Consider the following 21,884-nt stretch of genomic DNA (forward strand, 5'->3'; position numbering starts at 1 on the left):
AGCGATCTTGGAAGGGGGTTGCACGACTTTTTGATGTTTTTTTTGCCGCTGCGGTTCTCGTGAGGGCACTACACTTCTTTAGGCGATGCGATTCTTCATCACTTGAGTACGCTATGAACCGATGGCTGACACTACTTCCCTTGTTGCTGGCGACCAGCTCCTGCAGCACACACTCCGCAGCTACTCCCGGCACCGTCATGCTCAACGGCCACCGATTTCGGGTCGAACTGGCGACGAACGACGCCAGTCGCCGACGCGGGCTGATGATGCGCACTGCGCTGGCGGCCGATCACGGCATGTTGTTTGTGTTTCCCGTGATCGGGCCGCAGGGCTTCTGGATGAAGAACACGCTCATCCCGCTGGATATGCTGTACTTCGATGAGAATCGGCGGCTGGTTTCGGTACAGCGGGACGTGCCGCCTTGCAAAGCCGATCCCTGCCCGACCTATCCCAGTGCCGCACCGGCAATCTATGTCCTGGAGTTGCCGGCTGGCACAGCCAGCCGACTGGGCTTCAAGCCAGGCGACGTCATGAGTATTGACGCAGACATTGGCCCGGTGCGCTGAGGACTTGCCTGGCGGGCATCGATCATGTCGAGGCGGAAGGGAACCAAGTCTTCGGGCCGCAGGTTTTCCAGCGCGTCCCAGTCATCTTCGAACGGAATGAACTGCTGCATGGGATGTTCCCGTATAGCGCGCCACCTGATCGGGCGCAGGAACATCAAAACAGCTGGCCCGGTCCGTACGCTGACAGGATCGGGCCGTTTGCTGGCAAGAATCGGCGCTCAGTCGAGCTCGATCATCTCGAAATCATCCTTGGTGGTGCCGCAGTCGGGACAGGTCCAGGTGTCTGGCACGTCTTCCCAACGCGTACCGGCAGGGATGCCTTCGTCGGGCACGCCGATGGCTTCGTCGTAAATGTAGCCACACACGACGCACATCCATTTGCGCGCGGCGGTTTCGCTTGAACTCTGGCTCATGGTTGGATTTCTTCAGATCGCGGGATAATTGCCCATTCTCGCAACTCCCCCGCCAATGCGAAAGCTTCGCTCGCGAGCGAACAACGCCACCCACCGACATGAGGTCATGATTTGAACACCTACGGAAAGCTGACCAGCCGCGGCCTCTACGCCGTCACCAACGGGCCTCGATCCGGTCTGCTCGAGGCAACGGCCCTGGCGCTGGAGGGCGGTGCACGCATGTTGCAGTACCGCGATCTGAGCCAGGACGCCGAACGGCGGCTCGCCGAAGCCGGTGCATTGGCCAAGCTTTGCCATGCACACCATGTCCCGCTGATCATCGATCACGACATCGCGCTGGCCATCGAGGTTGGCGCCGATGGCGTGCACCTGGGCCGCGGCGACGAGGCCCCCGCCACAGTACGCCGGACAATGGGAGAACACGCCATCATCGGCGTGTCCTGCTACGACTCACTCGCACGGGCACAGGCGGCGGCCGATGCCGGCGCAAGCTACGTCTCGTTCGGCGCGTTCTTTCCGTCAACCACCAAGCCGCTGGCGTCACTCGTGTCGATCGAGCTGCTGAGGCAAAGCGCCGCGCTGGGCATCCCCCGGGTAGCGATCGGCGGCATCACGCCGGACAATGGACGTCTACTGGTTGAAGCCGGCGCTGAATATCTGGCGGTGGTGGCGGCCGTTCTTGCCGCCCCCGACGTTCGAGCCGCCGCACAACGCTTCACCGACCTGTACTCCTCTGATCGAGAAACCGCATGACGACCAACCACGAACTCTTCCAGCGCGCCCTGCAGCTGATGCCCGGTGGCGTGAACTCACCGGTCCGGGCGTTCAAATCCGTGGGTGGCGAGCCGTTTTTCACGGAACGCGCGGATGGCGCGTATTTGTGGGATGTCGAAGGTCAGCGTTACATCGACTATGTCGGCTCGTGGGGCCCGATGATCGTCGGCCACAACCATCCGGCAGTGCGCGAAGCGGTGGAGCGTGCGATCAGGCATGGCCTGTCGTTCGGTACGCCATGCCCGGCCGAAGTGGTGATGGCCGAAACGATCACCCGCCTGATTCCGTCGATCGACATGGTACGCATGGTCAATTCGGGTACCGAGGCGACGATGTCGGCGATCCGCCTCGCTCGCGGCGCCACCGGCCGCAGCAAGATCGTGAAATTCGAGGGCTGCTATCACGGTCATGGCGACAGCTTCCTGGTCAAGGCTGGCTCCGGCGCGCTTACTTTTGGCGTACCCACTTCGCCGGGCGTGCCGAAGGCGAATGCCGACCTCACGCTCACCCTGCCCTATAACGATCTTGATGCCGCCAAGGCACTGTTTGCCGAGCAGGGCCACGAAATTGCCGGCCTGATCATCGAGCCGGTTGCCGGCAACATGAATTGCATTGCGCCCGTTGATGGCTACCTGCAGGGCCTGCGCGAACTGTGCACACACTCCGGCACGCTGCTGATCTTTGACGAAGTGATGACCGGTTTCCGCGTTGCGCTCGGCGGCGCGCAGGCGCATTACGGCGTGACGCCCGACCTGACCACCTTCGGCAAGATCATTGGCGGCGGCATGCCGGTGGGTGCTTATGGTGGCAAGCGCGAATTGATGGAACAGATCGCCCCGGCCGGCCCGATCTATCAGGCCGGAACACTTAGCGGGAATCCCGTGGCCATGGCCGCCGGTCTGGCCATGCTGGAGTTGATTCAGGCGCCGGGCTTCCACGATCAGCTGGCGGCACGCACGCGTTTGTTGACCGACGGCTTTCAGTCGGTTGCCGATGGCGAAGGCGTGGCGTTCAGCACCAATCGCGTCGGCGGCATGTTCGGTCTGTTCTTCAGTGCCGAAAAGGTCAGCAGCTATGCGCAGGCGACTGCCGCCGATACCGCGCTGTTCAACCGCTTCTTCAACGGCATGCTGAAGCGCGGCGTGTATCTGGCGCCATCGGCGTTCGAAGCCGGCTTCATGTCCAGCGCGCATAGCGACCAGGACATCGCCGACACGCTCGAAGCAGCCCGCGCAGCCTTGCGCGAGGCAAAAGGCTGATTCACCAGTTGCCGGTATTCGGCATCGACGCCCACGGTTCGCGCGGTGGCAACTGGCCTTCCTGCAGCAGCTCGATCGAGATCAGGTCGGGCGAACGCACGAAGGCCATGTGGCCGTCACGCGGCGGGCGATGAATGGTGTAGCCCATGGCCTGCAGCCGCTCGCAGGTGGCGTAGATGTCCTCCACGCGGAAAGCGAGATGGCCGAAGTTTCGCGCCGAGCCATAGTCTTCCTGCGAGCCCCAGTTGAAGGTCAGCTCGATCTCGGCCTCCGGGCTCTCGGCGGCAGACAGGAACACCAGGGTGAACTTGCCCTCGGGCACTTCCTTGCGACGTACTTCGCGCAGGCCAAGTCCCTCGCAGTAAAAACGCAGCGACGCATCGAGATCGCGTACTCGCACCATGCTGTGCAGATATTTCATCACTGACTCCGAATATTCACTGATTCAAGCTTGCCGCAAAGTCGCTCAATGCGGCGTGTAGTCGGGCGAGGCCATCGGCCAGTTCCTCGTCGGTAATCGTCAGCGGCGGCACAAAGCGCAGCACGTCGGGACCGGCCTGCAACAGCAGCAGGCCGCGAGCAGCGGCGTGATCAAGCATCGCAGCAGCCTTGCCTCGATACGCCTCATTCAATACCGCGCCGATCATCAGACCGCGACCGCGCAGCTCATCAAACAGGTTCAAGTCGTTGTTGATGTGTGCCAGTCCGGCGCGCAGATGGTTTGCCTGCCGCTGCACATTGGCCAACACGACAGGCGAAGCCAGCTTGGCCAGCGCCACGCGAGCGACCGCAGCAGCCATCGGGTTGCCGCCGAAGGTGGTGCCATGCGCGCCGTACTGCATGACTTCGGCAACTTTGGGGCCGGCCAGCATCGCGCCAATCGGAAAACCGCAACCCAAAGCCTTGGCCAGCGTCACAATGTCGGGCGTGACGCCGTCATGTACATGGGCGAAAAGCGTACCGGTGCGACCCATGCCGCACTGAATTTCGTCCAGCACCAACAGCGCATCGTGTGCATCACACAATTCGCGAACGCGCTTGAGGAAGCCGGGGGCGGCGGGCAGCACGCCACCCTCGCCCTGCACCGGCTCCAGCATCACCGCGGCAATCGTGTTCGCCGCGAACGCCGCCTCGAGCGCGGCCACGTCATTGAATGCCGCGTAGATAAAGCCACCCGGCAGCGGCTCGTAGCCTTCCTGATATTTTGGCTGCGCGGTGGCGGTGACGGTGGCCAGCGTGCGTCCGTGGAATGAACCAACAAACGTGAGGATGTTCCGCCGCTCCGGCGGGCACCCCTTCGCGGCTGCCCACTTGCGCACCAGCTTGATCGCCGCCTCGTTCGCCTCCGCACCCGAGTTGCACAGGAAGACGCGTTCGGCAAAGCCGGAAGCTTCCACCAGTTCCGCCGCCAGGCGTAGCGGCGGCTCGGTGTAGAAGACGTTGCTGCTGTGCCAGAGCTTGTGCGCCTGCGCGGTCAACGCTGCCAGCAGATCCGGGTCCTGATGGCCAAGCGCGTTCACCGCGATGCCGGCGCCAAAGTCCACGTAGTCACGACCTTCCGTATCCCAGACGCGTGCACCCTTGCCGTGGTCGAGCACCAGTTCACGCGGCTTGTAAACCGGCAGCCAGTAGCGCTTGCCAAGCTTGATCAGGTCAGCGGGTAGTTCGTGCATGTTGTTCTCGAAAAAGCATTCATATGCCGGAATACGTGGCGCGCACCACGGAAGTTCAGTCCAGAAAAAGATCGGGGAGCAGGTGGGCGCCCGGCTTCACCGCATAGGCATCGAAATTGCTTACGCCAGCTTCGCGCAGGATGTCTTCGTCGATCGCGAAATGACCGGTGTATTCAGCGGCCGACCGGGTCAGCACAACGTGCGCAGCATCGGCGACGATTTCCGGCTTGCGGCAATGTTCGACCTGCACGCCGTCGATCATGCCGATGGCTGCTGTCGCGATCACGGTACGGGGCCACAACGCGTTGACGGCAATGCCCATCGGCGCGAACTCGGGACTCATGCCCAGCACGCACAGGCTCATGCCGTATTTGGCAATGGTGTAGGCGGTATGCGGGGCAAACCATTTCGGGTCGAGATTCAGCGGCGGCGACAGCATCAACACGTGCGGGTTGGCCGCCTTTTTCAAGTACGGCAGACAGCTGCGGGTGACCAGAAACGTGCCACGACTGTTGACCTGGTGCATCAGGTCGTAGCGCTTCATCGGCGTTTCGGCTGTCCCAGCCAGCCAGATCGCACTGGCGTTGTTGATCACGATGTCGATGCCACCGAAATGCTCGGCGGCCTGTGCCGCTGCGGCGACCACCTGGTCCTCCTCGCGGATATCCACCTGCAAGGCCAGCGCCTTGCCACCGGCGGCTTCGATCTCCGCCGCGGCGGTGTGGATGGTTCCTGGCAACTTCGGGTTGGCTACCGCACTTTTGGCTGCAATCACGATGTTGGCGCCATCGCGCGCCGCGCGTAACGCGATCGCCAGCCCGATGCCACGCGAGGCACCGGTGATGAACAATGTTTTGCCAGCCAGCGTGCTCATGGTTGTCGACTCCGAAAGAAGGATGCGTTTCAGCGCTCCAGTCTAACGGAGTGACGGCCTAGGCTTTCTGGAAGCGCGGCAGGATGTCGCGTAATTCAGCCAGCCGCAGCAGCGGATCCGTCAATTCCAGCATGCCTTGTTGCTCGCTGACATCGAGCGGCAGCAATTCCGACAGGCGCAAACCCAGCCAACTGGCATCCTCGTAGGCGCTCTTGGGCGCATCGCGCCAATGCGGCGCCATGGTTTCGATCAGGCGTCCGAGAATGCTCTGCAGCAACAAGAACTCCACCGGCACCGGCACCGCCGGCTCGTCCTGCCAAAGCTCCACGTCGCCGCGCAGCAAGCCGTCGGACCGCGCGCGACTGCGCGCAACCCGAAAGCGTTGCCCGCCGGTGACCATGATGCCGAGCAAGCCTGCCTCGTCGGTATGAAAATCGTGAATCCGCGCCATCGTGCCAATCGCCGACGGCACTGCTGGCACACCCGCTTCCTGACCCTGCAGGATCAGGCATACACCGAAGCCGGTACCGTAGCGCGTGCATTCGCGCACCAGGTCGACGTAACGCGGCTCGAAGATACGCAGCGCCATTTGCCCGCCCGGAAACAGCACGGACGACAGTGGAAACAGCGGCATCTCGATCAGCGGTGATTGGGCAGCCATGGCGCAGTGTAACCAGAGGTTTTGTCGGCAAACAGTGTGCTGCCATCTTGCCCGACCGCCGACCACCAACCTTTTTCAGGCAGCGAACACAGCATCCCTCTCAACCCGAACGAACCAGTCAGCGGACATCACTCAGGGTGTCTGCACTGCCGTTTCGCGCATGATCTGGACTAAGCGCAGCGGTGCGTTCTCGAAGCCACCGTTGGACATGAACACCACCTGGTCACCCGGTTGCGCCAGCGCAGCGAGTGTAGCCAGCAACGCGTCCACGGTCGGCGCACTGGTGCCACGACCGTCCAGTGCATCGGTCACCCGGTGTGCATTCCATGGCAGTTCCGGGCGCTGCAGAAAAACCACCGCGTCAGCATCAGCCAGCGACGGCGCCAACGCCTCGGCGTGGGCGCCCTGCCGCATCGAATTGGAACGAGGTTCCAGCGCCACCAGGATACGAGCTGTTCCCACGCTCGCCCGCAGGCCGGCCAAGGTGGTAGCGATCGCGGTCGGGTGATGGGCAAAATCATCGTAGACGCGGACGCCATTCACGTCGCCAACCAACTCCATCCGCCGTTTGACGCTTTCAAAGCTGGCAAACGCCGGCAGCAGCATCTTCGGATCAGCACCCGCAGCGGTTACTGCCGCCAACGCCGCCAGCGCGTTCATCACGCTGTGATCGCCCAACAGTGGCCAACGCACCTCGCCGATCCGCTCACCACGATGATCCACGACAAACGCGGAACCATCGGCCTCGATCAGGCTGGCCTGCCAGTCGCCACGGCCGATACCGAAAGTCTCCACCGGCGTCCAGCACCCCATCGCCAGTACTTCGGCGAGGCGCGCATCGTGGGCGTTGACGATCAACCGGCCGTTGCCGGGGATCGTGCGCACCAGATGATGGAACTGGCGCTGGATGGCCGCCACATCGGGAAAGATGTCCGCGTGGTCATATTCGAGATTGTTGAGGATCGCGATGCGCGGACGGTAGTGCACGAACTTCGAACGCTTGTCGAAAAACGCGGTGTCGTATTCATCCGCCTCGATCACGAACGGTTTGCCCTGCCCCAGTCGCGCCGAGACACCGAAATTTCCCGGCACGCCACCGACCAGAAAACCGGGCGACAAGTCAGCCTGCGATTGGGATGCCTGCTCCAGCAAATGCGCCAGCAGACTGGTGGTAGTGGTCTTGCCGTGGGTGCCTGCCACCGCCAGCACTTCGCGACCGGCCAGCACGGTTTCGCCCAGCCACTGCGGACCGGACAGATAATTCAGCTGTGCGTCGAGCATGTGCTCTACCGCCGGATTGCCGCGGGTCATCGCATTGCCGACCACGACCAGATCAGGCGCCGGCTGCAAATGCTGCGCCGTATAGCCGCTCATCAGGCTGATGCCAAGCGACTCCAACTGGGTGCTCATCGGCGGATAGACGTTGACGTCAGAGCCTTCCACCGTGTGGCCAAGCTCACGCGCCAGCGCAGCGACGCCGCCCATGAAGGTGCCGCAGATACCAAGGATGTGCAGGCGCATGCCGAACGATTCCGTGAAGTCCGCCCCCGTGGGGACGGGAAGTGCTCAGCCGTTCGCGGCAGCCGGCTCGTTTTGCAAGGCTTGCTGGACGCGTGCGGTGACATCGCTCAGTTCGCCCACGCCGTCGACCACCTGCAGCTTGCCGCGGCTGGCATAAAAGTCGGCAACCGGCGCAGTCTGCTCGGCATAAATCGCCAGGCGCTTGCGCACGGTATCGGGGTTGTCGTCGGCGCGACCTTCCGCCTTGTAACGGATTTCGCAGCGACCGATGATCGCCTCGTTCGGCACGTCCAGCTTGATCACCGCGTTCAGCGGCTGACCGAGCTTGGCCAGCATGTGATCAAGTGCATCGGCCTGAACCAGATTGCGTGGGTAGCCATCGAGAATGAAGCCGGCTTTCGCGTCGGCCTGGGCCAAGCGCTCTTCCAGCATGCCGAGCAGGATGTCGTCGGACACCAGCTGGCCGGAATCCATCACCGCCTTGGCCTTGAGTCCCATCGCGGTACCCGCAGCCACCGCCGCGCGCAGCATGTCGCCGGTCGAGATATGCGGTACGCCGAGCGCCGTTTTCAGTCGCGCAGCCTGTGTACCTTTGCCCGAACCGGGCGCACCAAGTAGGACGAGTCGCATAATGCTCCACAAGTTCGACGCACTGCCGCACACTGCCGCAGTCCGTCCGATATCCCGGATATTGTGCGTCAAATTAGCCGCTGCACCCGATGCCGTCAAACGGCGCAACGCCGCACTCATCCCCAAGTGTTTGTTGCTGAAAACATTTAGCGCCGACTACCGCCACTCCATCACTGCCCATATCGAGGATTCCATGAGCCCGAGCCGCCGTTCACCCGCCCCTACCGGCAACCTTTTGTACGCCCAGTCCGGTGGCGTTACTGCGGTCATCAATGCCACCGCTGCGGGCGTGATCGAGGCAGCCCGGCGCAAGGGCGTGAAGGTTTATGCGGCGCGCAACGGCATTCTTGGCGCGCTGCGCGAAGACTTGATCGACACCTCGAAGGAATCGGCTGCCGCCATCGCCGCCTTGCGCCACACGCCCGGCGGCGCGTTCGGTTCGTGTCGCTACAAGCTGAAATCACTGGAAGACAACCGCGCCGAATACGAGCGGTTGATCGAGTTATTTCGCGCCCACGACATTCGCTGGTTTCTGTACAACGGCGGCAATGACTCGGCCGATACGGCACTGAAACTCTCGCAGATCGGCAAGACCCTGGGCTACGACATCCGCTGCATTGGTGTACCGAAGACGGTGGACAACGACCTCGCGGTGACCGACTGCTGCCCGGGTTTCGGCTCGGTGGCGAAATACACCGCCATTTCCACGCTGGAGGCCAGTCTGGACGTCGCCTCGATGGCCGAGACTTCGACCAAGGTATTCATTCTTGAGGTGATGGGTCGGCATGCCGGCTGGATCGCCGCCGCCGCCGGTCTGGCCGGCGAGGGCGCCGATGCGCCGCCGCACATCATCCTGTTCCCCGAGAACACCTTCGACGAAACCGCCTTCCTGGCCAAGGTGAAAGCCACCGTGGAGCGCGTGGGCTGGTGCACCGTGGTTGCCTCCGAGGGCGTGCGCAATGCCGCGGGCCAGTTCCTCGCCGAGGCCGGTGGCCGCGATGCGTTCGGTCATGCCCAACTCGGCGGCGTGGCACCGGTACTTGCGGCGCTGGTAAAGGAAAAGCTCGGTTACAAATATCACTGGGCCATGCCTGATTACCTGCAGCGTTCCGCCCGTCATGCAGCCTCCAAGGTCGATGCCGAGCAGGCCTATGCGGTCGGCAAGGCAGCGGTGGAATACGCCTTGGCCGGGATGAATGCGGTGATGCCGGTAATCGTGCGCACCTCGGATGCGCCGTATCGCTGGACCATTGAGCCGGCGCTGCTGGCAAAGATCGCCAACCGCGAGAAGAAAATGCCCAAGGGTTTCATGACCCGTGACGGCTTCGGCATCACCGCCGCCGCACGGCGCTATCTCGCTCCGCTGATCCGCGGCGAAGCGCCGCCGCCTTATGGCAAGGATGGTCTGCCGCGTTATGTCACCTTGAAGAATGCTGCCGTGGCGAAAAAGCTGGCCAGCTTCCAGCGCTGAACCTGCAGGTTTTGGTGCTGGATCTTGCGATGCTGAGCGCCACCTGAAAACGTTTCTTCGGGATCGGGTGGCGTTCAGGCGCAACTTCCTACGCTCCAGTTGCCCCGGTCGAACGCCGCATTGTCGCGGTCAGACACCGAGGGGAGGAGACCCGAAGATGAAACTTGTCGCTCGCCTGCTCATCGCCGTCACCCTGCTCACCCCCGGTAGCTTCGCCGCGGCTGCGCCCGGCCCCGGCAACCATGACCACGGTGGTCATGATCGCGGTAATGATCGTCATGATCAGCGACGCCATGATGATCGCGGCTACGATCACCGTCGCTACGAAAGTCAGCGCCGTGACAACCGCCATGACTACCGTCGCCACGATGACCGGCACTATGTCTACGGTCCTGACTACCGTTACCCCAGCCCGCGTTACTATGGCCACCCGACTCGCTGGGAGCGCGGTCATCGCTACTACGGTCCACGCTATGTGGTGCGCGACTACGGCTACTATCGCCTGCGCCATCCGCCACGAGGCTATCACTGGGTGCGCGCCAACAACGACTACCTGCTGGTCGCCATCGCCACCGGCATCATTCTGGACGTCGCGCTACGCTAGATCTGCCGTGGTTTGAGATGACGAGGGCCACGTATACGTACGTGGCCCTCATGCTTTCTGATGCAGGGCGCTGCGCCGCACAACAGCCTGCGCCGGATCGTCTGCCTATACTCCCTTGGACCGCCCATTCCGGACGGCCACTTACAACCCATGGGGAGGCTCCGATGCTGCAGCAGTATGGCTGGTGGATCGTCGTTGCGTGTGCGGTGGTGGCAGTTTTGTATGGCGCGCTTTCGGCGCGCTGGATCCTGGCGCAATCGCCAGGCAATGCGCGGATGCAGGAGATCGCTGCCGCGATCCAGGAAGGCGCACGCGCCTACCTCAACCGCCAGTACACCACCATCGGCCTGGTCGGCGTGGTGTTGCTGCTGTTGATCGGCATTTTCCTGAGCTGGCCGACCGCCATCGGCTTCCTGCTGGGCGCGCTGCTGTCAGGCGCGGCCGGCTATATCGGCATGAACGTCTCGGTACAGGCCAACGTGCGTACTGCCGAAGCAGCCCGCGGCGGCCTGAGCAAGGCGATGGATGTTGCCTTCCGTGGTGGCGCGATTACCGGCATGCTGGTGGTTGGGCTGGCCCTGCTCGGCGTGGCCGGTTACTGGCTGCTGCTAAACCGCATGGGCATCAGCGGTGAACCCGCCTTGCACGCGCTGGTCGGCTTCGCCTTCGGCAGTTCGTTGATCTCGATCTTTGCGCGTCTGGGCGGCGGCATCTTCACCAAGGGTGCCGACGTCGGTGCCGACCTGGTCGGCAAGGTCGAGGCCGGCATTCCCGAGGATGACCCGCGCAACCCGGCGGTGATTGCCGACAACGTGGGCGACAACGTCGGCGACTGCGCCGGCATGGCGGCCGACCTGTTCGAAACCTACGCGGTGACGGTGATCGCCACCATGCTGCTGGGCAGCCTGATGATCAGCGAGGTCGGCGCCAATGCAGTGCTCTACCCGCTGCTGCTGGGCGGTGTCTCGATCATCGCGTCGATCATCGGCACGCTGTTCGTCAAGGTGAAGGAAGGCGGCTCGATCATGGGCGCGCTTTACAAGGGCGTGATCGTCTCGGCCGTACTGGCTGCAGCGGCGTTCTACCCGATCACCATGCAACTGATGCCGGACTTCAGCCACGGCGCGATGAGCCTGTGGGGCTGCACCCTGATCGGCCTGGCGCTGACCGGCGCGATTGTTTGGATCACCGAGTACTACACCGGTACGCAATACAAGCCGGTGCAGCACATCGCTGCCGCCTCGACCACCGGCCACGGCACCAACATCATTGCCGGCCTCGGCGTGTCGATGAAGTCCACCGCGTGGCCGGTACTCGCCGTCTGTGCGGCGATCTGGTCAGCGTTTGCGCTGGGTGGTTTGTACGGCATCGCGATCGCCGCCACCGCGATGTTGTCGATGGCTGGCATGATCGTGGCGCTGGACGCTTACGGTCCGATCACCGACAACGCCGGCGGCATCGCCGAGATGGCCGACCTGCCGCCCGAAGTACGTGGCGTCACCGATCCGCTGGACGCGGTCGGCAACACCACCAAGGCGGTGACCAAGGGTTACGCGATCGGTTCGGCAGCACTGGCGGCCTTGGTGCTGTTTGCCGACTACACGCATAACCTCAGCCAGCATTTTGGCGGCTCCGTTGTCAGCTTCGACTTGTCGAACCATTACGTGATCATCGGCCTGCTGATTGGCGGCCTGATTCCGTACCTGTTCGGTGCAATGGCGATGGAAGCAGTCGGTCGCGCGGCGGGTGCCGTGGTGGTGGAAGTACGCCGTCAGTTCCGTGAGATTCCGGGCATCATGGCCGGCACCGCCAAGCCGGAATACTCGCGCGCGGTGGACATGCTGACCAAGTCGGCGATCCGCGAAATGATCGTGCCGTCACTGCTGCCGGTGCTGGTGCCGGTATTGGTGATCTTCGGCTTCAAGTGGCTGGGTGGTCCCGAAGCCGGCGCGCAGGCGCTTGGCGGCGTGCTGATCGGCACCATCGTCACCGGCTTGTTCGTGGCGATCTCGATGACCACCGGTGGTGGCGCCTGGGACAACGCGAAGAAGTACATCGAGGACGGTCATCACGGCGGCAAGGGCTCGGAAGCGCACAAGGCCGCAGTCACTGGTGACACCGTCGGCGATCCCTACAAGGACACCGCCGGTCCGGCCGTGAACCCGCTGATCAAGATCATCAACATCGTGGCCTTGCTGATGATTCCGTTGCTGTAACAGGCATTTCAACCCAACTGCCGGCGATATTGCGGAGGCAGTGACAGCTAAGGCGGCGGCCCGGATTTTCGGGCCGCCGCTTTCTTTTTGCCGTGCCGCGCGAACAGTGACAAGATGCGCGGACAAGGGGAATCCACATCTACCGAACCGCATCAACGGCAGGCACAGCCACGCCTTCGATACCAAGGATTTGCGCACGATGACAACCACGCTGCTCCTGCTTGCCCTGGCCGTCGCCTGCGCATGGATGTTCAACCGACTGGTACGCGACCGCAATCAGGTACATGTGGCATGGAGCGATGTAGACGTCCAGTTGCAACGCCGCCACGACCTGGTGCCGGTGCTGGCGGAAACCGTGCGTGGTTACGCCGGCCATGAGAGCGAACTGCTGGGCCGGGTCACCCGCGAGCGCACGCTGGCGCAGTCCAGCAACGGTCCGGCCGCACGAGGTGAAGCCGAGCAGGTACTGGGCGGTGACCTCGGTCGTTTGATCGCGCTGGGCGAGGCCTATCCTGATCTCAAGGCCAGCACGAATTTCGTGCAACTGTCGGCGGAACTGGTCGAGATCGAGGATGCGATCCAGCACGCACGGCGTTTCTACAATGGCTCCGTGCGCCAGTACAACACCCACCTGCAGCGCTTCCCCGACCTGTTGATCGCCCACGCATTGCGCTTCCAGCCAGCGCAATTTTTTGCCGCCGACGACGATGCCCGCGCGACGGTTGCCGTGCATCTGGACTGAAAGGAGCGCGCCATGCGCCAGGGATACGGAAGCTTTCTGCTGCTTGCGCTGGCGATCTTTGCACTCGCCGGAACCTGCCGTGCCGACGAACGCATTCTCGACTACCACGCCGACATCGTGCTGGCCGCCGATGGCAGCATGAACGTGACCGAACACATCCGCGTGCAGGCCGAGGGCAACCAGATTCGCCACGGCATCTACCGTGATTTTCCCACCGATTATCGCGATCCACTGCACAACCGCTACCGGGTGCAGTTCAAGCTGATCTCGACCGAACGCGATGGCCGCAGCGAACCTTCGCACACCCAGCCGCAGGCCAATGGCATACGCATCTACCTTGGTGACAGCAACAGCGTCGTCGACCCGGGCGAACACGAGTACACGCTGCATTATCAAAGCAACCGTCAGATCGGTTTTTTCAAGGATCACGACGAGTTGTTCTGGAACGTCACCGGTACTGGCTGGGACTTTCCGATCGATCACGCTAGCGCACACATCACCTTGCCCGTTGCAGTGGAACCGGGCCAGCTGAAGGCGACCGGATACACCGGCAGCCAGGGTTCGCTCGAACACTCACTGACCAGCCAACTCGATGCGGATGGCGCCAGTTTCGCCAGCACACGTGGGCTGCAGACGCATGAAGGGCTGAGCATTGCATTGAGCTTTCCCAAGGGGCTGATTGCCGAACCCGACAAGGCGCAACGCTTTCGCTGGTTGCTGGGCGACAATCGCAACCTGCTGTTCGGCCTGCTCGGGCTGGCCCTGCTGTGGCTCTACTACGGTCTGGCATGGGTGGCCTGCGGCCGCGATCCTGCCACCGGTGTGCGCGTGGCAGCCTACGAGCCACCTGATGGCGACTCGGCGGCGGCATTGCGCTATGTGCGGCGCATGGGTTACGACAACACCTGCTTTACCGCCGCGATTCTCGGTATTGCAGCGAAGGGCGGACTACAGATCGAACGCAATGCGGCTGGGCGTTACAGCGTGACCCGTAGCCAGGCGGTACCCGACAATCTGGCGGCGGACGAGAAGGTGCTGCTCGACACACTGCTTCCGGACACGCAAAAACTCACTTTCGAGTCGTCACAGCACCAGCGCGTCAGCGCTGCCCAGAACGCGCTGAAAAAGGCGCTATCCAGCGGGTGGAGGAAGAAGTTCTTCGCCACCCACTCCCTGCTGCTGCTACCCGGCGTGGTGATTTCACTGGTCACCCTGTTTCTGATCGTTGGCGACAACGTTGGACCGGCGGCATTCATGCTGCTCTGGCTCACGGTCTGGAGTTTCGGGGTGGCAGGCCTGTTCCAGCAGGCCTGGCAAGCCAGCCACACCGGCGGCAAGGGAGCAGCTGGGTTGTGGTTCATGACCGTGATTTTCGGCGCCGGTGAGGTCGCTGGCCTGACCATGTTGGGAAGCACGATTGGTTACGCCAACCTGCCGATCTTCCTTGCGCTGATCGGCACCAATATCGCCTTCCACCACTGGATGAAAGCGCCCACCCAGATCGGCGCAAAGTTGCTTGATCGGATCGAAGGCTTCCGCTGGTATCTGGGCGTGGCCGAGAAGCAGGAACTTGACTCGCGCTACCAGCCCGAGTCGCGCCCCGAATTGTTTGCCGCCTATCTGCCCTACGCGCTGGCACTGGACGTGGGCAACGCATGGGCGCAACGTTTCACCGATGCGTTATCGACGGCGCAATTGAAGCAGGCCCAACCAAGCTGGTACAGCGGCGCCGGCGTCGGCAGTTTCGACAGCAGCAGCTTCGCCAACTTCGGTAACGGGCTGGCTGCTGGCGTCGGTAGTGCGATTGCCTCGTCATCCGTTGCACCTGGCTCCAGCTCGGGCTTTGGCGGCAGTTCGGGAGGCTCTGGCGGCGGCGGGGGCGGCGGCGGAGGCGGTGGTTGGTGACAGCCGTACTTCACTACCTTGCTGAAAGCAGCTGCTTGGCAAAAGTACGACAACGAAGGGAGATGAGCTCATGAAAGCACTCTGGTTGATGCTGGCGCTAGGCGTCACACTGACGGGCATGACCGATACCCATGCCAGCAACACTGCCCCCGCGAAGCCCGCTCCCACAGCCACCGGCGAGGATCCCTTCCTGTGGCTGGAAGACATCCACGGCACCCGCGCCATGGACTGGGTAAAGCAGCAGAACGCGACCACCGCCATGCGCTTTGTCGACAACGACGAATTCACGCATACCCGCAACAGCATTCTTGAAGTACTCGACTCCGACGCGCGGATTCCCTACGTCAGCCGGATGGGCAGCTATCTGTACAACTTCTGGCGTGACAAGACCCATCCGCGCGGCATCTGGCGGCGTGCCACGCTGGCCGAATACCGCAAGGCCGCGCCGGCCTGGGAAGTGCTGCTGGATATTGACGCGCTGAACAAGGCCGAGGACAAGCGCTGGGTGTTCAAGGACGTGCAATGCCTGAAACCCGCCTACGAGCGCTGCCTGGTTTCGCTGTCACCCGACGGCGGTGACGCTGTGGAAGTGCGTGAATTCGACATTGCACACAAGCGCTTCGTGAAGAACGGCTTCGAGTTGCCGGTCGCCAAGACGCAAATCGGCTGGATCGACGAAGACACAGTCTACGTCGGCACCGACTTCGGACCCGGCTCGATGACCGAGTCGAGCTATCCACGCATCGTCAAGCAATGGCATCGCGGCCAGCCTTTGGCGAGTGCCATCACCGTCTACGAAGGCAAGCCAACCGATCTGGCGGTCAGCGCCCAGCACGATCGCACACCTGGCTACGAGCGCGACTTTGTATCAGTTGCCACGGACTTCTTCCACAGCGTTCTGTACCAGCGCATCAACGGCAGCCTGGCTCGGGTCGAGGTACCCGAGGATGCGGACACGGACGCCCATCGCGAATGGCTGCTGGTGCGCACGCGCTCGCCGTGGACCGTCGGTGGAACCACGTATCCCGCTGGCGCCCTGCTGGCCACGCAGTTCGACCACTTCATGGCTGGCAAGCGCGACTTTTCCGTGCTGTTCAAGCCCGACGCTCATACCTCACTGAACTCCTACAAATGGACCCGGCATCATCTGATCCTGGACCTGATGGATGACGTGAAAAGTCGACTCGATGTCGTGACGCCTCCGCTGATGGCCACAGCCGACGGCGACTGGAAGCGTGAAACGATGCCCGGCGCCACGGCGATGAGCTCGATCAACGTGATCGCCACCGACCCCGAACATAGCGACGAATACTGGCTCGATGTCACCAGCTTTCTGACGCCTTCGACCCTCGAACGTGGCGTGCTCGACAGCGCCCCGGCGGAAATGATCAAACAGGCGCCGGCCTTCTTCGATGCCAGCCAGTTCGTGGTCAGCCAGCACTTCGTGCAATCGAAAGACGGCACCCGCGTGCCCTATTTCGAGATCGCGCCGAAGGACCTCAAGCTGGACGGTTCCAACCGCACCTTGCTGTATGGCTATGGCGGCTTCGAGGTCTCGCTGCAGCCGTTTTACAGCGGCAGCGTCGGTCGCGCCTGGCTCGAGCGCGGCGGTGTCTACGTGATCGCCAACATCCGTGGCGGCGGCGAATACGGCCCGCAGTGGCATCAGGCGGCACTCAAGGCCAACCGACCACGCGCCTACGAGGATTTCGCAGCCGTGGCCGAAGACCTGATCAAGCGGGGCGTGACCTCGCCCAAACATCTGGGTGCCGAAGGCGGCAGCAATGGCGGCCTGCTGATGGGCAACATGCTGACCATGTATCCGCAACTGTTTGGCGCGATCGCCTGCGAAGTGCCATTGCTGGACATGAAGCGCTACATCCATCTTTCAGCGGGCGCCTCGTGGATGGCCGAATACGGCAACCCGGATACCGACGACTGGAATTTCATCAAAACCTTCTCGCCGTACCAGAACGTGAAGAAGGATGGCCATTACCCACCCGTGCTGTTCTACACCGCCACCAGCGACGACCGCGTTGGCCCGGTGCAGGCGCGCAAAATGGCGGCCGAGATGCAGGCACAGGGCCACCCGAACGTGTGGTTCTACGAGAATCTGGAAGGCGGCCACGGCGCCGGCGCCGATAACCAGCAATCGGCGCACATGCATGCGATGGCTTATGACTTCTTGTGGGATCAGTTGAAGTAGTTCGCTCACGTCGCCCGGAAGGGCGACGTGAAGTACTCTCCTTTGTTGGGCCACACCACAGCCAAAGTCCATGCATCCACGCACCACCATCACTCCCGAACTGCGCGACTGGATACTGACCACCACGCGGGATGGTCACAGCGTGGTGGACGTACTGCAGCTGATGAAGGACAGCGGCTACGATCCGCGTCAGAGTCGCAGCATGGTGGCCGAGGTGTTGAAGCTGCCGCTGGCGGCGCTGACCGCACAACCCGTGAGCGCGCCGCCGCGCGGCCAGCGCACGAGGCATCCCGAGGCACCGGAGATCAACGTTGACGGACATCGCGTCGGTGTTTCGCTCAGCGTTGGCGTGCCCTCGCTACGCGTGTTGGAAAACATGCTCAGCCCGCAGGAATGCGATGAACTGATTGCGCTGGCGCAACCCCGGCTCACGCGCGCGCTGACGGTGGCTAGCGACGGCAGCAATCAAGTCGATCAGCGACGTACCAGCGAAGGCATGTTCTTCGGTCTGAACGAGCTGCCGCTGGTGGGCCGGATCGAGCAACGCCTGGCCACGCTACTGGACCTTCCAATGAACCACGGCGAAGGTCTGCAGATCCTGCACTATCTGCCGGGCCAGGAATACGAACCGCATTTCGACTGGTTCGACCCGCAGCAGCCGGGCTACGACACGATCACCGCGGCGGGCGGGCAGCGCATTGCCAGCGTGGTGATGTACCTGAACACGCCAGAGCTGGGTGGCGGAACCGCTTTTCCCGGGCTGGGCCTGACGGTGACCGCGCGACGCGGAACCGCCGTGTATTTCGCCTACGAAGGTGGCGACCAGACTTCGTTGCACGCGGGCCTGCCGGTCCAACGCGGCGAAAAGTGGATCGCCACCAAATGGCTGCGCGAACGCCCGTATCGGAATCCGCGGCGCGTCTGAGCAGCGCATCGTTGCTGCGACGCAGCAGCGATTGGCGTATCCTTGCAGGCCTTCTTTCCTCCCTACCTTCTCAAGGACTTTCCATGGGTCTGCATCTTGTCCCCGCCGGCCGCAACGTGCCGGAAGAAATCAACGTCATCATCGAAATCCCCAAGGATGCCGAGCCGGTCAAGTACGAAGTAGACAAGGAAAGCGGCGCGATCTTCGTCGACCGCATTCTGTCCACGCCGATGCGTTACCCGTGCAACTACGGCTATGTGCCGGGCACCCTGGGTGGCGACGGCGATCCGCTGGATGCGGTGGTGATCCTGCCGATGCCGTTGACCGTCGGCTCGGTGATCCGCTGTCACCCGGTTGGCATGCTGAAGATGACCGACGAAGCCGGTGCCGACGAGAAACTGGTGGTGATCCCGTCACCGAAGGTGTTCCCGGGCTATGCGCACATCAACGACATGACAGGCGTTTCACCGCACTGGCTGGAGCGCATCGGCCACTTCTTCGAGCACTACAAGGACCTGGAGAAGGGCAAGTGGGTCAAGGTCGAGGGTTGGGCCGGCGCCGAGGAAGCGAAAGCCGAGATTCTCGCCGGCATCGAACGCTACGTGTCCAGTCAGGCCAGCAAGGCCTGATCAGCGGACCCATCGACGGCGCGCCACCTTGCGGTGACGCGCCGTTTTCATGTCTGCGCTACGCGCGACGGTTCAGCCGCGCTTGAGCAACTCGCGCAAGTCGATCAGCGCCGCATTCGCCCGCGATACGTAGTTCGCCATGACCAGCGAATGGTTGGCGAAGAAGCCGAACGGCGAACCGTTCAACACCATCGGGCTGTGCAGCGGACGCTGCGCTTCTTCCAGTTCGCGAATCACCTGATCCAGGCTGACATCGGCATGCTTGCTGCGCAGGATCGGGCCGAAATCCTGCTGGATCGCCTTGAGTTGCTCCAGCAGGGTCCAGGTGTAGCCACGCGCCTCGTAGAAGTTGTCGTCAATCTTGTTCCATGGCGTCTTCACCAGTCGCCCGCCAGCCGGTGAATGCACGCTGCTGGCGCTGGCCGGATCGGAACCATCGACATCGCCGACGCGAATTTGCCCCACGCTGGCCGACAGTCGCTGCGACAGCGAACCCAGCCGCGATGACACTAGCTGCAGATAGTCGGCCAGGTTGTCGGCACGCGCGTAGAAATGCGCGTTACTGTCCTCGCTGTCGCCGAGCCGACCGAGATAGCCGTCCAGATCCTTGATCGCCTTGCGATATTGGCTTTCCGAACTAGGCATCAGCCAGCGGTCGTTCGGGCTGTTCAACAAGGGGTCCGCGTCAGCCAGGTCCTTGTCTTCGGTGGACTGGGTCTGCGACCGACTGAAGTCATTGCGCAGCGCGCGCACCAGATCACGGGAAGCGGTCAGCGATCCGAATTCCCAGTTCGGCACGTTGTCCATCAACACGCCCGGCGGCAGTTTGTCATTGCTGAGGTAACCACCGCGCTTGTCCAGCAGTGTCTGCACCGAATTGATCAGCGTGACCGTGGTAGTCGCGCCGGTGCTGACCGGCCGCTTCAATTCCTGCATCCGCGACTGCGTCACTGCCACCGGATCGAACAGCGGTGGTTCGGTATCCCACCACCACATCAGTGCGCCAACGCCAAGCAACAGCAGTGCCAGCAGCACGACGAGGACACGGCCCAGGCCAAGGCGACGGTGGGCGGAAATTGACGAGTTCTCGGTTTGCATCAGGGCCGCTCCTGCAGGGATATCGGAAGATTACCTGCTCGACGTCCCGGCGGCGCTGGCTGACACCGAATCAGGCGACAGCAAAGCGCTCGAGGCCTGGCCCGGAATGAGGCGGTCGCGGATCGGCGACCGCCCACACGGCAATTGCAGTCAGCTGAATTCCTCAGCCGCGCTTGGCTGGAGCTTTCTTCTTCATCGGCGCGGGCTTCGCCGGTTCGCCTTTCTTGCCAAGCTGTTCCAGCAGGGTATTCATGTCCTCGGCGTGCTCTTCCTCCATCGCCAGAATGCCTTCCAGCACACGGCGGGTGGTCGGGTCGTCGGTGCCGATGTAGTGAATCATCTCGCGATAGCTGTCGATCGCGATGCGCTCGGCGACCAGATCTTCCTTGATCATGTCGACCAGATCCTCGCCTTCCACATAGTCGGCATGGCTGCGATCAAGCAGACCCACCGGTGACAGATTCGGCTTGCCATCGAGCTGGGTGATGCGCTCGGCAATCAGGTCGGCATGCCCTTGTTCCTCATTCGCGTGCGCGAGAAACTCGGCCTTGATCGCCTGCGAATGGATGCCCGACGCCATGTAGTAGTGGTACTTGTAACGCAGCACGCAGACCAGCTCGGTAGCCAGCGCCTGGTTGAGCAGCTTGATCACGGTTTCCCGATCAGCGCTGTAACCGGCGGTCATTGCGCCCTTGTCGATGTCCTTGCGCGCACGCTTGCGGATGTTCTCGATATCGCTGACGAACGGCTTCGACTTGATGTTTGCCATGGCTTGCTCCTGCGGACGGGAAGTGCGTGCCGGCCAAGCCGACACGATCCAAAGTCCAGCAAGCCTAGGAATGTGAACGCGACAGCCAGGTGAAGAACCATGACGGCCACCCGATGCGAAGGCGCCGATCAGCGTGGCTGGTAGGCCCGCAGAAACATCTCGACGCCGGCACGGGCGTTAGCCTCGATTTCGATGGCGTAGGACTCGGGACATTCGGCGCAACCGAACATCTGGCGCATCATCAGGTTGCCCTTGATCAGGCTGAGGAACTGCGTACACGCACGCGGCACGTCATCCAGATCAAGATGACCGGCGTCAACGGCTTGCTGCAGCAGGCGTTCCATCAGTCCGTGGGTGCGCGTCGCCCCTTCTTCCCAGATCAACTTGCCGTAGCGCGGATTGCCCTGGCGGCAGTCGCTGAGGATGGCGCGGAAGGTGCCGACGGTTTCGGCATTGCAATCGAGATGGGCGTGGATCAGCGCAACCCGTTCCAGAGTTTCGCGGATATCCGCGTCCGGATCGAACGCATAGGTTTCTTCCGGCAGCAAATCCTCGATGCGCGAACGGATCACTTCGCGAAACAGGTTGTCCTTGTCGCCGAAATGGCTGTAGACGGTGAGTTTGGACACCCCGGCGTCGGCAGCGATCGCGTCCATGCTGGTGCCGGCAAACGCATTGCGGATAAACAACGCCTTCGCCGCGACCAGAATGGCCGCACGCTTCTCCATGTCCTTGGGACGACCAGGACCCTGGGCTCTGACGGGCGCACTACTACTCATGCCTCAACCTTCACAAACGGAGTTCGTGGCTTTATTATACGTTCCGGTTCATTTATTTTCCAGAACGGGCAGGTGCCGGCTCCCGGCACCGGATACATGTCCGCCCCGGGGATGACGTACGTCAACCGCTTCCGATGACTTCCGGCACTTCGTCGCTCGCCGCACAACC

Annotated in this window: 21 protein-coding genes; 11 read left to right on the plus strand and 10 right to left on the minus strand. The window is 62.6% G+C overall.

Translation table 11 applies throughout. The annotated features are described in order from the left end of the window. Positions 1-113: 113 nt before the first annotated feature. On the plus strand, positions 114-566 hold the full coding sequence (locus PY254_RS00195) for a DUF192 domain-containing protein (protein ID WP_281013469.1): 453 nt from the start codon (positions 114-116) through the stop codon (positions 564-566). Between the two features lie 218 nt (positions 567-784). Here the strand turns inward: PY254_RS00195 and PY254_RS00200 are convergent, their stop codons facing one another. After that, positions 785-979 (minus strand): rubredoxin, encoded by a 195-nt coding sequence (locus tag PY254_RS00200; RefSeq protein WP_281013470.1) that lies wholly within the window; start codon positions 977-979, stop codon positions 785-787. 111 nt (positions 980-1,090) lie between these two features. Here PY254_RS00200 and thiE point away from each other — a divergent pair, with 111 nt between their 5' ends. Both thiE and hemL read left to right on the plus strand, forming a co-directional pair. Further along, positions 1,091-1,732, plus strand: coding sequence for a thiamine phosphate synthase (gene thiE / locus PY254_RS00205; protein ID WP_281013471.1), 642 nt, complete (start codon positions 1,091-1,093; stop codon positions 1,730-1,732). Beyond that, a complete protein-coding gene (gene hemL / locus PY254_RS00210) occupies positions 1,729-3,012 on the plus strand; it encodes a glutamate-1-semialdehyde 2,1-aminomutase (protein WP_281013472.1) in 1,284 nt (427 codons plus the stop codon). Before thiE ends, hemL begins: the two co-directional genes overlap by 4 nt. A gap of 1 nt (position 3,013) precedes the next feature. Here the strand turns inward: hemL and PY254_RS00215 are convergent, their stop codons facing one another. The 6 genes from PY254_RS00215 to PY254_RS00240 all read right to left on the minus strand — a co-directional run bounded on the left by PY254_RS00215 (position 3,014) and on the right by PY254_RS00240 (position 8,371). Beyond that, positions 3,014-3,433: a VOC family protein gene (locus PY254_RS00215; protein WP_281013473.1), complete on the minus strand. Its 420-nt coding sequence runs from the start codon at positions 3,431-3,433 to the stop codon at positions 3,014-3,016. A gap of 16 nt (positions 3,434-3,449) precedes the next feature. Then, positions 3,450-4,685 (minus strand): acetylornithine/succinylornithine family transaminase, encoded by a 1,236-nt coding sequence (locus PY254_RS00220; RefSeq protein WP_281013474.1) that lies wholly within the window; start codon positions 4,683-4,685, stop codon positions 3,450-3,452. Between the two features lie 55 nt (positions 4,686-4,740). Further along, positions 4,741-5,559 (minus strand): SDR family oxidoreductase, encoded by an 819-nt coding sequence (locus PY254_RS00225; protein WP_281013475.1) that lies wholly within the window; start codon positions 5,557-5,559, stop codon positions 4,741-4,743. 58 nt (positions 5,560-5,617) lie between these two features. Then, positions 5,618-6,220, minus strand: coding sequence for an LON peptidase substrate-binding domain-containing protein (locus PY254_RS00230; RefSeq protein ID WP_281013476.1), 603 nt, complete (start codon positions 6,218-6,220; stop codon positions 5,618-5,620). Positions 6,221-6,352: 132 nt separating this feature from the next. Next, positions 6,353-7,741 (minus strand): UDP-N-acetylmuramate:L-alanyl-gamma-D-glutamyl-meso-diaminopimelate ligase, encoded by a 1,389-nt coding sequence (mpl, locus tag PY254_RS00235; RefSeq protein ID WP_281013478.1) that lies wholly within the window; start codon positions 7,739-7,741, stop codon positions 6,353-6,355. 45 nt (positions 7,742-7,786) lie between these two features. After that, positions 7,787-8,371, minus strand: coding sequence for an adenylate kinase (locus PY254_RS00240; RefSeq protein WP_281013479.1), 585 nt, complete (start codon positions 8,369-8,371; stop codon positions 7,787-7,789). A gap of 193 nt (positions 8,372-8,564) precedes the next feature. On the opposite strand from PY254_RS00240, the gene PY254_RS00245 reads away from it, so the two are divergent. The 8 genes from PY254_RS00245 to ppa all read left to right on the plus strand — a co-directional run bounded on the left by PY254_RS00245 (position 8,565) and on the right by ppa (position 19,069). After that, positions 8,565-9,842 (plus strand): 6-phosphofructokinase, encoded by a 1,278-nt coding sequence (locus tag PY254_RS00245; RefSeq protein ID WP_281013480.1) that lies wholly within the window; start codon positions 8,565-8,567, stop codon positions 9,840-9,842. A gap of 157 nt (positions 9,843-9,999) precedes the next feature. Next, the gene (locus PY254_RS00250) at positions 10,000-10,446 is read left to right on the plus strand and encodes an RcnB family protein (protein ID WP_281013481.1); all 447 of its coding nucleotides are present in this window, start codon (positions 10,000-10,002) and stop codon (positions 10,444-10,446) included. 164 nt (positions 10,447-10,610) lie between these two features. Then, on the plus strand, positions 10,611-12,662 hold the full coding sequence (locus tag PY254_RS00255; RefSeq protein ID WP_281013482.1) for a sodium-translocating pyrophosphatase: 2,052 nt from the start codon (positions 10,611-10,613) through the stop codon (positions 12,660-12,662). Between the two features lie 199 nt (positions 12,663-12,861). Further along, the gene (locus PY254_RS00260) at positions 12,862-13,404 is read left to right on the plus strand and encodes a LemA family protein (RefSeq protein ID WP_281013483.1); all 543 of its coding nucleotides are present in this window, start codon (positions 12,862-12,864) and stop codon (positions 13,402-13,404) included. Positions 13,405-13,416: 12 nt separating this feature from the next. Then, positions 13,417-15,309: a DUF2207 domain-containing protein gene (locus PY254_RS00265; protein WP_281013484.1), complete on the plus strand. Its 1,893-nt coding sequence runs from the start codon at positions 13,417-13,419 to the stop codon at positions 15,307-15,309. 70 nt (positions 15,310-15,379) lie between these two features. Beyond that, the gene (locus PY254_RS00270; RefSeq protein ID WP_281013485.1) at positions 15,380-17,515 is read left to right on the plus strand and encodes a prolyl oligopeptidase family serine peptidase; all 2,136 of its coding nucleotides are present in this window, start codon (positions 15,380-15,382) and stop codon (positions 17,513-17,515) included. Positions 17,516-17,585: 70 nt separating this feature from the next. After that, complete coding sequence (locus PY254_RS00275) at positions 17,586-18,440, plus strand: 2OG-Fe(II) oxygenase (RefSeq protein ID WP_281013486.1); 855 nt, start codon at positions 17,586-17,588, stop codon at positions 18,438-18,440. 83 nt (positions 18,441-18,523) lie between these two features. Beyond that, positions 18,524-19,069 (plus strand): inorganic diphosphatase, encoded by a 546-nt coding sequence (gene ppa, locus PY254_RS00280; RefSeq protein ID WP_281013487.1) that lies wholly within the window; start codon positions 18,524-18,526, stop codon positions 19,067-19,069. A 72-nt stretch (positions 19,070-19,141) separates the two neighbouring features. Here the strand turns inward: ppa and PY254_RS00285 are convergent, their stop codons facing one another. The 3 genes from PY254_RS00285 to PY254_RS00295 all read right to left on the minus strand — a co-directional run bounded on the left by PY254_RS00285 (position 19,142) and on the right by PY254_RS00295 (position 21,715). Further along, on the minus strand, positions 19,142-20,167 hold the full coding sequence (locus tag PY254_RS00285) for a DUF2333 family protein (protein ID WP_281013488.1): 1,026 nt from the start codon (positions 20,165-20,167) through the stop codon (positions 19,142-19,144). Between the two features lie 163 nt (positions 20,168-20,330). After that, positions 20,331-20,936: a ferritin-like domain-containing protein gene (locus PY254_RS00290; protein ID WP_281013489.1), complete on the minus strand. Its 606-nt coding sequence runs from the start codon at positions 20,934-20,936 to the stop codon at positions 20,331-20,333. Between the two features lie 128 nt (positions 20,937-21,064). After that, positions 21,065-21,715 (minus strand): TetR/AcrR family transcriptional regulator, encoded by a 651-nt coding sequence (locus PY254_RS00295; RefSeq protein WP_281013490.1) that lies wholly within the window; start codon positions 21,713-21,715, stop codon positions 21,065-21,067. Between the last annotated feature and the right edge of the window lie 169 nt (positions 21,716-21,884).

Origin of the sequence: Rhodanobacter sp. AS-Z3 (assembly GCF_029224025.1) — a bacterium.
Classification (GTDB): Bacteria; Pseudomonadota; Gammaproteobacteria; order Xanthomonadales; family Rhodanobacteraceae; genus Rhodanobacter.

Coding starts and splice junctions, on each gene's coding strand:
- PY254_RS00195 (WP_281013469.1), top strand. CDS start 114: ATGAACCGATGGCTGACACTACTTCCCTTGTTGCTGGCGACCAGCTCC.
- PY254_RS00200 (WP_281013470.1), bottom strand. CDS start 979: ATGAGCCAGAGTTCAAGCGAAACCGCCGCGCGCAAATGGATGTGCGTC.
- hemL (WP_281013472.1), top strand. CDS start 1,729: ATGACGACCAACCACGAACTCTTCCAGCGCGCCCTGCAGCTGATGCCC.
- PY254_RS00215 (WP_281013473.1), bottom strand. CDS start 3,433: ATGAAATATCTGCACAGCATGGTGCGAGTACGCGATCTCGATGCGTCG.
- PY254_RS00220 (WP_281013474.1), bottom strand. CDS start 4,685: ATGCACGAACTACCCGCTGACCTGATCAAGCTTGGCAAGCGCTACTGG.
- PY254_RS00225 (WP_281013475.1), bottom strand. CDS start 5,559: ATGAGCACGCTGGCTGGCAAAACATTGTTCATCACCGGTGCCTCGCGT.
- PY254_RS00230 (WP_281013476.1), bottom strand. CDS start 6,220: ATGGCTGCCCAATCACCGCTGATCGAGATGCCGCTGTTTCCACTGTCG.
- mpl (WP_281013478.1), bottom strand. CDS start 7,741: ATGCGCCTGCACATCCTTGGTATCTGCGGCACCTTCATGGGCGGCGTC.
- PY254_RS00240 (WP_281013479.1), bottom strand. CDS start 8,371: ATGCGACTCGTCCTACTTGGTGCGCCCGGTTCGGGCAAAGGTACACAG.
- PY254_RS00245 (WP_281013480.1), top strand. CDS start 8,565: ATGAGCCCGAGCCGCCGTTCACCCGCCCCTACCGGCAACCTTTTGTAC.
- PY254_RS00250 (WP_281013481.1), top strand. CDS start 10,000: ATGAAACTTGTCGCTCGCCTGCTCATCGCCGTCACCCTGCTCACCCCC.
- PY254_RS00255 (WP_281013482.1), top strand. CDS start 10,611: ATGCTGCAGCAGTATGGCTGGTGGATCGTCGTTGCGTGTGCGGTGGTG.
- PY254_RS00260 (WP_281013483.1), top strand. CDS start 12,862: ATGACAACCACGCTGCTCCTGCTTGCCCTGGCCGTCGCCTGCGCATGG.
- PY254_RS00265 (WP_281013484.1), top strand. CDS start 13,417: ATGCGCCAGGGATACGGAAGCTTTCTGCTGCTTGCGCTGGCGATCTTT.
- PY254_RS00270 (WP_281013485.1), top strand. CDS start 15,380: ATGAAAGCACTCTGGTTGATGCTGGCGCTAGGCGTCACACTGACGGGC.
- PY254_RS00275 (WP_281013486.1), top strand. CDS start 17,586: ATGCATCCACGCACCACCATCACTCCCGAACTGCGCGACTGGATACTG.
- ppa (WP_281013487.1), top strand. CDS start 18,524: ATGGGTCTGCATCTTGTCCCCGCCGGCCGCAACGTGCCGGAAGAAATC.
- PY254_RS00285 (WP_281013488.1), bottom strand. CDS start 20,167: ATGCAAACCGAGAACTCGTCAATTTCCGCCCACCGTCGCCTTGGCCTG.
- PY254_RS00290 (WP_281013489.1), bottom strand. CDS start 20,936: ATGGCAAACATCAAGTCGAAGCCGTTCGTCAGCGATATCGAGAACATC.
- PY254_RS00295 (WP_281013490.1), bottom strand. CDS start 21,715: ATGAGTAGTAGTGCGCCCGTCAGAGCCCAGGGTCCTGGTCGTCCCAAG.